The sequence below is a fragment of the Cupriavidus sp. FW305-27 genome, from assembly GCF_058787995.1.
The window spans coordinates 77589-89850 of sequence record NZ_JBYTAG010000022.1 but is presented as its reverse complement, the minus strand read 5'-3'; the positions used below and the strand labels follow the sequence as shown (position 1 = coordinate 89850).

Annotated in this window: 13 protein-coding genes; 2 read left to right on the top strand and 11 right to left on the bottom strand. The window is 65.8% G+C overall.

What is annotated here, in order from left to right:
- The first annotated feature begins 13 nt into the window (after window positions 1-13).
- Together earP and efp are read left to right on the top strand one after the other, a co-directional pair.
- Window positions 14-1171 carry an elongation factor P maturation arginine rhamnosyltransferase EarP gene (gene earP, locus AC3WRI_RS13270; RefSeq protein WP_010814697.1) on the top strand — a complete coding sequence of 386 codons (1158 nt, stop codon included), beginning with the start codon at window positions 14-16 and terminating at the stop codon, window positions 1169-1171.
- A gap of 212 nt (window positions 1172-1383) precedes the next feature.
- Window positions 1384-1944, top strand: coding sequence for an elongation factor P (gene efp, locus AC3WRI_RS13265; protein ID WP_010814696.1), 561 nt, complete (start codon window positions 1384-1386; stop codon window positions 1942-1944).
- A gap of 88 nt (window positions 1945-2032) precedes the next feature.
- Here efp and nagZ read toward each other — a convergent pair whose 3' ends face one another.
- The 11 genes from nagZ to AC3WRI_RS13210 form a co-directional block, all read right to left on the bottom strand.
- Window positions 2033-3082 (bottom strand): beta-N-acetylhexosaminidase, encoded by a 1050-nt coding sequence (gene nagZ / locus AC3WRI_RS13260; protein ID WP_011615718.1) that lies wholly within the window; start codon window positions 3080-3082, stop codon window positions 2033-2035.
- Window positions 3083-3096: 14 nt separating this feature from the next.
- Entirely contained in the window at window positions 3097-3519 is a 423-nt protein-coding gene (acpS, locus tag AC3WRI_RS13255; protein WP_010814694.1) for a holo-ACP synthase, read from the bottom strand.
- A complete protein-coding gene (gene pdxJ / locus AC3WRI_RS13250) occupies window positions 3516-4298 on the bottom strand; it encodes a pyridoxine 5'-phosphate synthase (RefSeq protein ID WP_011615719.1) in 783 nt (260 codons plus the stop codon). The genes acpS and pdxJ overlap by 4 nt, the downstream gene beginning before the upstream one ends.
- 41 nt (window positions 4299-4339) lie before the next feature.
- Complete coding sequence (recO, locus tag AC3WRI_RS13245; protein WP_010814692.1) at window positions 4340-5233, bottom strand: DNA repair protein RecO; 894 nt, start codon at window positions 5231-5233, stop codon at window positions 4340-4342.
- Between the two features lie 19 nt (window positions 5234-5252).
- Window positions 5253-6191, bottom strand: coding sequence for a GTPase Era (gene era, locus AC3WRI_RS13240; protein ID WP_010814691.1), 939 nt, complete (start codon window positions 6189-6191; stop codon window positions 5253-5255).
- Window positions 6188-6958, bottom strand: coding sequence for a ribonuclease III (gene rnc, locus AC3WRI_RS13235; RefSeq protein WP_010814690.1), 771 nt, complete (start codon window positions 6956-6958; stop codon window positions 6188-6190). Before rnc ends, era begins: the two co-directional genes overlap by 4 nt.
- Before the next feature lies 1 nt (window position 6959).
- Window positions 6960-7352, bottom strand: a complete 393-nt coding sequence (locus AC3WRI_RS13230; RefSeq protein WP_037024639.1) for a DUF4845 domain-containing protein — start codon at window positions 7350-7352, stop codon at window positions 6960-6962.
- A 50-nt stretch (window positions 7353-7402) separates the two neighbouring features.
- Window positions 7403-8302, bottom strand: a complete 900-nt coding sequence (lepB, locus tag AC3WRI_RS13225) for a signal peptidase I (RefSeq protein ID WP_011615721.1) — start codon at window positions 8300-8302, stop codon at window positions 7403-7405.
- A 95-nt stretch (window positions 8303-8397) separates the two neighbouring features.
- Entirely contained in the window at window positions 8398-10191 is a 1794-nt protein-coding gene (lepA, locus tag AC3WRI_RS13220; protein ID WP_010814687.1) for a translation elongation factor 4, read from the bottom strand.
- Between the two features lie 208 nt (window positions 10192-10399).
- Window positions 10400-10684, bottom strand: a complete 285-nt coding sequence (locus AC3WRI_RS13215) for a glutaredoxin family protein (protein ID WP_010814686.1) — start codon at window positions 10682-10684, stop codon at window positions 10400-10402.
- Window positions 10685-10699: 15 nt separating this feature from the next.
- A complete protein-coding gene (locus AC3WRI_RS13210; protein ID WP_010814685.1) occupies window positions 10700-12184 on the bottom strand; it encodes a DegQ family serine endoprotease in 1485 nt (494 codons plus the stop codon).
- Window positions 12185-12262: the final 78 nt, after the last annotated feature.

Below are 12262 nucleotides of genomic sequence, written 5' to 3'. Positions count from 1 at the left end.
CCCCTCACCCGCCATGCCTATCCGCTCCTGGGACATCTTCTGCACCGTGATCGACAATTTCGGCGACATCGGCGTCTGCTGGCGGCTGGCACGCCAGCTCGCACAGGAACACGGGCACGCGGTGCGGCTGTGGGTCGATGACCTGGCCAGCTTCGCGCGGCTGGCGCCGGAACTCGATACCGGCGCCACGGTGCAGCGCCTGGCGGGCGTGGAGATCCGTCCGTGGCGGCCGGGTGGCGACAGCGTGGATGACACCGCCGGGGTCGAGCCACACGATGCCGTCATCGAAGCCTTCGCCTGTGATGTGCCGCAAGCCTTCCTGGCCCGCATGGCCGCGCGTGACCCCAAACCCGCCTGGATCAACCTGGAATACCTGAGCGCCGAGCCCTGGGTACGGGAGCACCATGCGATGCCCTCGCCCCATCCCCGGCTGCCGCTGGTGAAGCATTTCTTCTTCCCCGGCTTCGAGCCCGGCACCGGCGGCCTGCTGCGGGAATCGATGCTGGGCGCGCAGCGCGCCGCCTTCCTCGGCGGCACGGCTGCCCAGGCGGCCTTGTGGCACCGGCTGAGCGTGACGCCCCGGCCCGATGCGCTGCGCGTGAGCCTGTTTGCCTACCGCAACCCGGCCCTGCCCGCGCTGCTGGAGCAATGGCGCGATGCCGCCGAGGCGGTCCATTGCCTGGTGCCCGCAGGCCTGGCCGCGGACCAGGTCGCCGAATGGCTGGCTGCCCCGCTGCGGATTGGCGACCCGGTGGAACGCGGCAGCCTGTGCGTGCAGCTGATCCCTTTCGTACGCCAGGAGCACTTTGACGAACTGCTGTGGGCCTGCGACCTGAACTTCGTGCGCGGCGAGGATTCCTTCGTGCGCGCGCAATGGGCGGCGCGGCCGCTGGTGTGGCATATCTACCCGCAGGACGATGCCGCGCACCGGGTCAAGCTGGACGCCTGGCTCGACCTGTTCGGCCAGGGCGGCGTGGCGCCGGAAGCAGCGGCCGCGCTGACGGACTTCTGGCACGCCTGGAACGGCTACGGCAATGCCGCGGACTGGCCGCGTCTGCGTGCGCACCTGCCGGCACTTGCCGCGATCGCAGCGCGCTGGGAGCGGCGTTTGCAGCATCCTGGCGATCTTGCCGCCAACCTGGTGGCGTTTTGCGAAAATCGGGTAAAATGATCGGTTGATTCAAATGGCGACCTGGGCCGGAGAACCAGGGCCTTTCCCAGGCGTCAGACCGACACTGGGCGAAGACCTGAATGCAAGCTGAGCACGGGGTCGCGAGCGCGTGAACGCCTCTCGTTGGGGCTCACAGGCTCACCGCAGGTGATGCCGGCAGCGCGCCTTCGCCATTCCAAATTCCTACTTTCTATTTCAGGAAAACAGTTCAGATGAAAATCGCACAGGAACTCCGCGTCGGTAACGTGTTCATGATCGGCGGCGATCCGATGGTCGTGCAGAAGGCCGAATACAACAAGTCGGGCCGCAACGCCGCTGTGGTCAAGATGAAGTACAAGAACCTGCTGACGGACGCACCGGGCGAGTCGGTGTTCAAGGCCGACGACAAGTTCGAAGTTGTGGTGCTGGAGCGCCGCGAATGCACCTACTCGTACTTCGCTGACCCGATGTACGTGTTCATGGACGCCGACTACAACCAGTACGAAGTCGAGAAGGACAGCATGGGCGACTCGCTGAACTACCTCGAAGACGGCATGAACGTTGAAGTGGTGTTCTACAACGACAAGGCCATCTCGGTTGAAATGCCGACCACGCTGGTCCGTGAGATCGTCTACACCGAGCCGGCGGTCAAGGGCGACACCTCGTCGGGCAAGGTGCTCAAGGGCGCCAAGATCAACACCGGCTTCGAGCTGCAAGTGCCGCTGTTCTGCAACATCGGCGACAAGATCGAAATCGACACCCGCACCGGCGAATACCGCAGCCGCGCCAACTAAGGCGCTTGCCTCACCCCGCCTCAGCGCGGGGCCGGTCAACAAAAATGGCAGCCTCGGCTGCCCTTTTTGTTTGTGCACGCGGCCCCGTTCAGGCGATCAGGTCGTGCTCTTTCAGCGTGCGCAGCGCGGCGCGGTACTCGCCCTCCTGGTGCAGCTTGTTCCAGTCCAGCGGCTTCCTGCGCGCGAACAGCTTGCGGATGCGGCGCTGCGAGGTCTTGTCGATGCCCACGTCCAGCTCGGTCAGCAACTGGTCGGCGCGCTCCGGGTGGTTGCAGATCAGCACCATGTCACAGCCCGCGGTCAGCGCGGCGCGCGCGGCCTCAGTGACATTGCCGACGACGCTGGCGCCTTCCATGCTGAGGTCGTCGCTGAAGATCACGCCCTCGAAGCCCAGCTGGGCGCGCAGCACGTCCTGCAGCCAGTAGCGCGAGAAGCCGGCCGGGTTCGGGTCGACCTTGGGGTAGATCACGTGCGCCGGCATCACCGACGACAGCGACAGGCCCAGCCACTCGTACGGGCGCGCATCCTGCTCCAGGATCTCGTCCAGCGAGCGCTCGTCGACCGGGATCGCCACGTGCGAATCGGCCTCGACATAGCCGTGGCCAGGGAAGTGCTTGCCGCAGTTGCTCATGCCGGCCAGCAGCAGGCCATGGTTCAGGTGGCCGGCCAGCATCGACACCACGCGCGGATCGGCGTGGAAAGCGCGGTCGCCGATCACGGCGCTGCGGCCGTAGTCCAGGTCCAGCACCGGGGTGAAGCTCAGGTCGATGTCGCAGGCGCGCAGTTCGGCGGCCAGCACATAGCCGCAGGCCACGGCGGCCTTGGTCGCGGCCAGCACGTCGCGCTCCCACAGCTCGCCCAGGCAGTGCATCGCCGGCAGGTGGGTGAAGCCGTCGGTCTTGCAGCGCTGCACGCGCCCGCCCTCATGGTCGATGCAGATCAGCACGTCGTCTCGCACCGCGCGGATGGCGCGCGTCAGCGCCTGCAGTTGCGCGCGCGACTCGAAATTGCGCGCGAACAGGATCACGCCGCCGGTCAGCGGATGCGCGATGCGGCGCAAGTCCTCCGCGTCGAGCTGCTTGCCGACGACGTCGAGGACCACCGGGCCCGGCCGCTTGCCAGAGTTCTTCTTGGACATGGAAGTTGTTGGATTCACAAGGCTGTAGGTTGGGAAGCCGCCCCGCCCGCACGCTCGGCAATGGCGAAGGCGACGGCAAAGTCGTGCTCGTCACTGACACTGACCCGCACGGAGAGCCCGCGTTCCGCCAGCCATGCGGCCAGCTCGCCATGGCATATCGGCGTGGGCTCGCCGGACGGCAGGTTCATCAGCTCCATGGCGCGCCACGTCATCGGCCAGCGCATGCCCAGGCCAATGGCCTTGGAGAACGCCTCCTTGGCAGCGAAGCGCGTGGACAGGAAGGCCAGCCCGCGCTTCTCGGAGCGCGCCTTGCGCGCGTGGTACTTGGCCAGCTCATCGGGGCCCAGCACCTTCTCGGCGAAACGGCCGTTGGTGCGTTCCATCACGCCCTGCACGCGGGCGATCTGGATGATGTCGGTGCCGACGCCGTAGATCACGCCGGCGCGCCCGCGGCAGGATAGCGCGTGCCCAGGCGCGCGGCGACCATGATGGCCTTCATCTCGCGCACCGCGTTCTCCCAGCCCGCGAACACCGCATGCGCCACGATCGCGTGGCCGATGTTCAGCTCCTTGATGCCGGGCAGCGCGGCGATCGGCTGCACATTGGTGTAGTGCAGGCCATGGCCGGCGTTGACCACCAGGCCGTGCTTCTGGCCCGCATCGACGCCATCGGCGATGCGGCGGAACTCGAGCGCCTGCTCATCGGGCGTATGCGCATCGGCATAGCGGCCGGTATGCAGCTCGATCACCGGCGCGCCGCACGCGGCCGCCGCGGCGATCTGGTCGGCATCGGCATCAATGAACAGCGACACGCGGATGCCGGCACCGGCCAGCTGCGCGCACGCCGCCTTGACCTGCTCGAAACGCCCGGCCACATCGAGCCCGCCCTCGGTGGTCACTTCCTCGCGGCGCTCCGGCACCAGGCATACGTCCTGCGGACGGATCTCGCAGGCGATGTCGAGCATCTCCTGCGTGAGCGCGCATTCCAGGTTCATGCGCGTGGCCAGTTGCGGGCGCAGCGCGCGCACGTCGGCATCGCGGATATGGCGGCGGTCTTCGCGCAGGTGCAGCGTGATCAGGTCGGCGCCGGCCTGTTCCGCCAGCAGCGCGGCACGGATGGGATCGGGGTACACGGTGCCGCGCGCGTTGCGCAGCGTGGCGACGTGGTCGATATTGACGCCAAGGTCGATGACGCCCGGATTTGCGTGGAAGATCATGCGAGCAGGTGCAGGAGTAAGTCGGATGGTTCTTGAGTCGGTCAGAGATACTGCAGGTCGATCAGAATCTGGCGCGTCTTCAGCGGCGCGCCTTGCAGATAATAATGCAGCAGGAACCGCATCAGCGCGCGGCTTTGCGCGGCGGTCTGCGCGCGGCTGTAATCGTCCTGCGCCATGTCCAGCAGGGTCTGGCCGGTCACCACCGGCCACGACGACGGGTCGCTCGGCTGCGCGCGGCGCACGCCGCGCTCTGGCTGGTAGACATAGTCCAGGCCCGGCTGGACCCGCTCGCCGGTGCTCAGGCACTGGTCAAAGGCAACCGCGAAGCCAGTTTCCTGCAGCAGCACGCGTTCAAAGCTGCGCAGCACCAGCCCGGCTTGCTCGCCGTGCGCCAGCCGCGTCAGCGTCGTCAGGTAATGGCGGAACAAGGCCGGATGCGCATCCTCGCGCGGGCAGAAGCGCATCAGCAGCTCGTTCAGGTAGAACGCCGACAGCAACGCATCGCCGGCCAGCGGCGGCATGCCGCCGACCCACTCGGCCTTGGTCAGGGTCTTGACCTCGCCGCGGCCGCTCCATGACACCGAGACCGGGTGGAAATGCTGCAACACCGCACGCAACGCGGAGTGCGGGCGCTTGGCGCCCTTGGCCACCATCGAGATGCGGCCGTAGTCGCGCGTGAACAGGTCCAGGATCAGGCTGGTCTCGCGATACGGCCAGGCGTGCAGCACAAAGCCGGGCTGCTCGGCCACGCGCGACTCGGGCCGGGCCGGCACGATGCGCATGGCACGATCCATCATCGCGCGCGCGGCAGCGTCGGCCATGCCGGGCAGCGCCCTGCTGTCGAGCAGTTCGGCGGCCTCGTCGACCACGGGGTCGGCGCGGCGGGACCGTGGCGCCGGCGCCGGCGCGCGCGCGATGTCAGCCGTCTTGCTCACTGGTCGCTCGCTGTTGTGCTCACTCGTAGCCGTACGCGCGCAGCCCTGCTTCGTTGTCGGCCCAACCGCTCTTCACCTTGATCCACATTTCCAGGTAGACCTTGCCGTCGAACAGCTTTTCCATGTCCAGGCGCGCCTCGGTGGAGATCTGCTTGAGCTTGGCGCCCTTGTTGCCGATGATCATGGCCTTGTGCGCGTCTCGCTCGACCAGGATGGTGGCAAAGACGCGGCGCAGGCGGCCTTCGGTCTCGAACTTGTCGATGATCACGGTGCTGGTGTACGGGAGCTCGTCGCCGGTCCAGCGGAACACCTTCTCGCGGATGATCTCCGAGGCCAGGAAGCGCTCGCTGCGGTCGGTCATGGCGTCGGCGTCGTACATCGGCTCGCCTTCCGGCAGGTAGGGCCGGATGATCTCGAACAGGCGCGCGATATGGTCGTGGGTCTTGGCCGTCATCGGCACCACTTCGCGGAACGGGAACTGCTGCCCCATCTTTTCCAGGAAGGGCATCATCACTTCCAGGCGGTTCTCGCCGTTGACGCGGTCCAGCTTGTTGGCGACCAGCAGCACCGGCGTGTTCTTCGGCAGCAGCGACAGCACCTTCTCGTCGTCGGCGCCGTAGTAGCCGGCCTCGACCACGAACAGGACCAGGTCCACCGACGACAGCGTGGACGTGACCGCGCGGTTCAGCGAACGGTTCAGCGCGCTGGCGTGGCGGGTCTGGAAGCCCGGCGTGTCGACGAACACATACTGCGCGTCATCCGTGGTCTGGATGCCGACGATGCGGTGGCGCGTGGTCTGCGCCTTGCGCGAGGTGATGCTGATCTTCTGGCCGACCAGCGCGTTCATCAGCGTGGACTTGCCCACGTTGGGGCGGCCGACGATGGCCACGGTGCCGCAGCGGAACGCCGCGGCCGGGGTATCCGCCGCGTCTTGCTGCGGATGGGTAGATTCGGTCATTCCTTCAACCTGAGAGACAGCTGTGGGTCCTGCGGCACGGGTTGCTTGCGGGTCTTGCCGGTGCGCTCGGCGCGGCTGCGCTTGAGCAGCTGCGGCACCAGCTTCTGGACTTCGTCCAGCGCCAGCTTGGCGGCGGCCTGCTCGGCAGCGCGCCGCGAGGCGCCGGTGCCAAACACCCGGACTTCCAGTTTAGGCACCGTGCACTCGACTTCAAACTGCTGGCTGTGCGCGGCCCCGTGTGTGGCGATTACGTTATATTGCGGCAGGGCGATCTTGTGGCCCTGCAGGTACTCCTGCAGCAGGGTCTTGGCGTCCTTGCCCAGCGTGCGCGGGTCGACCTGCTCCAGGATCGGGATATAGAGCTTGCGGATCAGCGCACGCGCGGCGTCGAAGCCGGCGTCGAGGAAGACCGCGCCGACGATCGCTTCGAGCGCATCGGCGAGGATGGACGGACGGCGGAAGCCTCCGCTCTTGAGTTCGCCCTCGCCCAGGCGCAGCGTGTCGGACAGCTGCAACATCTGGGCGATCTCGTACAGGGCCTGCTGCTTGACCAGGTTGGCCCGCACGCGCGACAGGTCGCCCTCGTCGAGCTTGCCGAACATGCCATAGAGCATGTCGGCCACGGCGCAGTTGAGCACCGAATCGCCCAGGAATTCAAGGCGTTCGTTGTGCTGGGCGCTGTGGCTGCGGTGCGTCAGCGCCTGTTGCAGCAATTCGGGCTTGCTGAATCGGTAGCCGAGTCGTTGCTGCAAGGCGTCAAGGTTCATATCAGTGCTGCGTTCCTGAATAGGTAATCAGTAGGCTCAGGGGTCCGTAGACGGGCACCTCGGTCCGGTACGAGAAATCGACCGACTGGATGGTGCCGTTCTCGTCTTCCCGGATCAGGAGGTCCTCGGCCTTGACTGCGGTAATCCGGTCGATGGCTGCCTGCTTTTCAAAAAAATCGGCCACTTCGCGCTTGTTGGCGGCGCGCTGCTTGGCATAGCTGGCGGCGCGCTTGACCGAAAAATACTCCACCAGGCTCGGGATCGCGCGCAGGGCCGGCAAGGCCACCCCGATCACGAACACCACGATCACCAGCAGCGTCCAGACGGAAAACCCGCCCATGCCTGCCCGGCGTCGTACCGGATTCCTGCCCACCACCTTCCCAAGTTGACCCATGATGCGCTCGTCCTCGTTTTGCGTTGAGTGTTCTTGCGCCGCGGGGATTCTTATTTGAACGTTCCCACGCGTCCGAAATTGCCGAGGTTCATCCAGATCACAAAGGCCTTGCCGACGATATTCTCATCCGGCACGAACCCCCAGAAACGGGAATCCAGGCTGTTGTCCCGGTTGTCACCCATGACGAAATAGTGACCTGCAGGTACCTTGCAGGTCACGCCCTGCTGATTGTAAGTGCAGTTTTCCCGGTACGGGAAATCCGGGTCCGCCCCCGCGATAAACGCCGGGCGGTCGGCGTCGTTCAGGATGCCATGATCGACGCTGCCTGGCAGCTTTTCGCGGAAATGCCTGGAATATGCCAGGCGCTCCTCGTCCAGGAAATCCGGCAGCGCGGCGTACTCGGCCGGCTTGCCGTTGATGGTCAGGCGCTTGTTGGCATACTGCACCACGTCGCCTGGCACGCCGATCACGCGCTTGATGTAGTCGAGCGACGGGTCTTTCGGGTAGCGGAACACCATGACGTCGCCGCGCTGCGGCTCGCCCATGTCCATGACCTTCTTGTTCACCACCGGCAGGCGGATGCCGTACTCGTACTTGTTGACCAGGATGAAGTCGCCGATCAGCAGCGTCGGGATCATCGAGCCGGACGGGATCTTGAACGGCTCGACCACGAACGAGCGCAGCACGAACACCGCCAGGATCACCGGAAAGAAACTGGCCGAATATTCCAGCCACCACGGCTGGCGCAGCTTTTCCTCGGCCAGGCGCTTGCGCGTGGCGTCAGCTTCCGCCGCGCCGAAGCGGCCCTGCAGGTCGGCCTGGCGCGAATCGAATTCGGCCAGCGCCAGCCGCGCCGAAGAGCGGCGCTGTCGCTCGAACACGAGCTTGTCCGCAACCCACGCGACGCCCGTAATCACCACCAGCACAAAAAGGATCAGTGCAAAATTCATGACGGCTTCTGGTTTTTTGAAATCCTGGTACAGCCTGTTCTTTCACCACGGCGGCAAGCCGCCGCGCGTGGCACTGCCCTGCTCACGGCGCCTTCTTACTTGTCATCCACCTGCAGGATGGCCAGGAAAGCCTCCTGCGGGATCTCGACCGTACCGACCTGCTTCATCCGCTTCTTGCCCGCCTTCTGCTTCTCCAGCAGCTTCTTCTTGCGCGTGATGTCGCCGCCGTAGCACTTGGCCAGCACGTTCTTGCGCAGCGCCTTGACGTTTTCGCGCGCAATGATATTCGCGCCGATGGCGGCCTGGATCGCCACGTCGTACATCTGGCGCGGAATGATCTCGCGCATCTTGGCTGCGACCTCGCGGCCGCGGTATTGCGAGTTCGAACGGTGCACGATCACCGACAGCGCATCGACCTTGTCGCTGTTGATCAGGATGTCGACCTTGACCACGTCCGACGGGCGATATTCCTTGAACTCGTAGTCCATCGACGCATAGCCGCGCGACACCGACTTCAGGCGGTCGAAGAAGTCCATCACGATTTCCGCCATCGGGATCTCGTAGGTCAGCTGCACCTGCTTGCCGTGGTAGCTCATGTTGATTTGCGAGCCACGCTTCTGCGTGCACAGCGTAATCACCGAGCCGACATATTCCTGCGGCATATACAGGTTGACGGTGACGATCGGTTCCAGGATCGCCTCGATCTTGCTCGGGTCCGGCATCTTCGCCGGATTTTCCACGGTGATCACGGTGCCGTCGCGCATCTCGACCTGGTACACCACCGTCGGCGCGGTGGTGATCAGGTCCATGTCGAACTCGCGCTCCAGGCGCTCCTGCACGATCTCCATGTGCAGCAGGCCGAGGAAGCCGCAGCGGAAGCCGAAGCCCAGCGCCTGCGACACTTCCGGCTCGAACATCAGCGAGGCATCGTTGAGCCGCAGCTTTTCCAATGACTCGCGCAGCGCCTCGTACTGGTTGGCCTCAACCGGGTACAGGCCGGCGAACACCTGCGGCTTGACTTCCTTGAAGCCCGGCAGCGGCGCTTCGGCCTTGCGCTGCATGGTGGTGATGGTATCGCCCACCTTGGCCGCCTTCAGTTCCTTGATGCCGGCGATGACAAAGCCCACCTGGCCCGCCGTCAGCGCATCGCGGGGGATCGACTTCGGCGTAAACACGCCCACCTGCTCGACCAGGTGCTGTGAGCCGTTGGCCATCAGCAGTACCTTGTCCTTGGGACGCAGGGTGCCGTTGACCACGCGCACCAGCATCACCACGCCGACGTAGTTGTCGAACCACGAGTCGATGATCAGCGCCTGCAGCGGCGCGTCGGCGTCGCCCTCGGGCGGCGGCACCTTGGCGATCAGCGCCTCGATCACGTCCTGCACGCCCTGCCCGGTCTTGGCCGAGCACGGCGTGGCGTCCTGCGCGTCGATGCCGATCACGTCCTCGATCTCCTGGATCGCGTTATCGGGGTCGGCCTGCGGCAGGTCGATCTTGTTCAGCACCGGCACCACTTCCACGCCCAGCTCGATCGCGGTGTAGCAGTTGGCCACGGTCTGCGCCTCAACGCCCTGTGAGGCGTCGACCACCAGCAGCGCGCCTTCGCAGGCGGACAGCGAGCGGCTCACTTCATAGCTGAAGTCGACGTGTCCCGGGGTGTCGATCAGGTTCAGGTTGTAGACCTTGCCGTCGCGCGCCTTGTAGCTGAGCGCAGCGGTCTGCGCCTTGATGGTGATGCCGCGCTCCTTTTCGATATCCATCGAATCGAGGACCTGCGCTTCCATCTCCCGATCCGACAGCCCTCCACAAAGCTGAATGATCCGGTCGGCCAGGGTGGACTTCCCATGGTCGATATGGGCAATGATCGAGAAATTACGGATATGGTCCATCTAGTGTTCAGGGGGGCGCCGGCGTGAGAGCCCGCGCGGCAACAAGCGGTTGAGCGGCCCGGCGCCGCGCGCCGCAAGGCGGGCGCGGACGTACCGCAGGTTCGGGGGGTGCAATTTTTGCGCCAATCCGCAATTTTACCGGATTTTCAATGACTTCCGGGTCGTCAAATGGCGGCGTGGCGCGGTTGGCGGCGGTTACCGACGGGGATCAGCGGGTTGTGCGCGCGCTGCCATGTGCGGCAAGCCACACCCTTACGGCAGCTTCGTCGAGGAAATAGTGGCAAAGCTCCACGGCGCCGCCCTGCAAGTCTGCTGGGGTGCCCGGCATCAGCACCGGCACCAGTTCGCCAAAGCGGTCTTCCAGCCCCGCATCGGCATCGACATCCACCTCGTGCAGGGCGAAAGAAAAATCGCGCCGGAGCGGCTCCAGCGCGACCTTCATGTCTTCGCAAAGGTGGCAGTATGCCCGACCGTACAGTGTCAGCGCAGGCATACCGGCCATTGCGGATCAGCGGCTGGACGTGGCGCCCGGACGCAGCGTCAGCACCTGGGTGGCATCGCCGCGCCGCACGAACACCGCGGCAATCCGGTTCTTGTCCAGGCTGCGCACCAGCTCGTTGAACTGGCGGGCGTTGGTCACATCCGTATCGCCCAGGCGCAGGATGATGTCGCCCGGACGGATGCCGGCACGCAGCGCCGGGCCGTCGGCCACTTCCACCTCGACGCCCGACTTGAGCTTGAGCTCCTTCAGGCGTGCCTCGGGCAGGTCGTTGACCACCAGGCCAAGCGCATTGGGCTTGCCGGCCTGTGCCGCGCTGTCGTCCTTGGGCGTTGCGCCGCTGCGAGCCTTGGCCTTGCCGTCCGGCTCCAGCTCGGTGACGGTGATGGTGACCTCGCGGACCGCGCCCTTGCGCCACAGCTGCAGCGGCACGCGCGTGCCCGGCTTGGTCTCGCCCACCATGCGCGGCAGGTCCGAGGCCCGCTCGATATCGCGGCCGTTGAACTTGAGGATGATGTCGCCGGCTTCGATGCCCGCCTTCTCGGCAGGACCGCCCGGCTCGACGCTGCCGACCAGCGCGCCGCGCGCACGGCCCAGGCCCAGCGAATCGGCCACCTCCTTGGTGACGTCGCCGATCGCCACGGCGATGCGCCCGCGCGTCACGCGCCCGGAGCTCTTGAGCTGCTCGGACACGCGCATCGCCTCGTCGATCGGGATTGCGAACGAGATGCCCATGTAGCCGCCGCTGCGGCTGTAGATCTGCGAGTTGATGCCGATCACCTCGCCGCGCAGGTTGATCAGCGGGCCGCCGGAATTGCCGGGGTTGACCGCCACGTCGGTCTGGATGAACGGCAGGTAGTCGCCCGTGTCGCGGCCCTTGGCCGAGACAATGCCGGCGGTCACGCTGTTGTCCAGCCCGAACGGCGAGCCGATCGCCAGCACCCATTCGCCGGCGCGGACCTTGTTGGAATCGCCCAGCGGCAGGCGCGGCAGGCCGCTGGCCTCGACCTTGAGCAGCGCCACGTCGGTGCGCTTGTCCGAGCCGATCAGCTTGGCCTTGAATTCGCGCTTGTCGGGCAGCGTCACATAGATGGTTTCGGCGTCGGCCACCACGTGCGCGTTGGTCATCACGTAGCCGTCCTGGCTGATGATGAAGCCCGAACCCACGCCGCGGCTCTGCTCTTCCTGCTGTGGCGGCTGGCCGCGGCGGGGGGCGCCGGGCGCCGGGGCACCGGGCATCGGCACACCGAAGAAGCGCCGGAAGAATTCCGCCATCTCGTCATCGCCGCCGGGTGCACCGCGCTGGCGCACGAGTTCCGTGGTGCGGATATTGACCACGGCCGGGCTGGCCTTTTCCACCAGGTCGGTGAAATCGGGCAGGTTGTAGTTGGAGGCGGCAGCCTGGGCATGGCTGACTTCGGCAACAGTCGGGCCGAGCAGCATCATGGCAGCCATGACCACGGCCCGCGCCAGGGCTGGAGATCTGAACATCATCGACAACTCCCGGGATTCAGCGAATAGAAGAAAAACCGTCTGGATGTGATCCCGTGGCGGGGACCCCTGCGCAGGTTT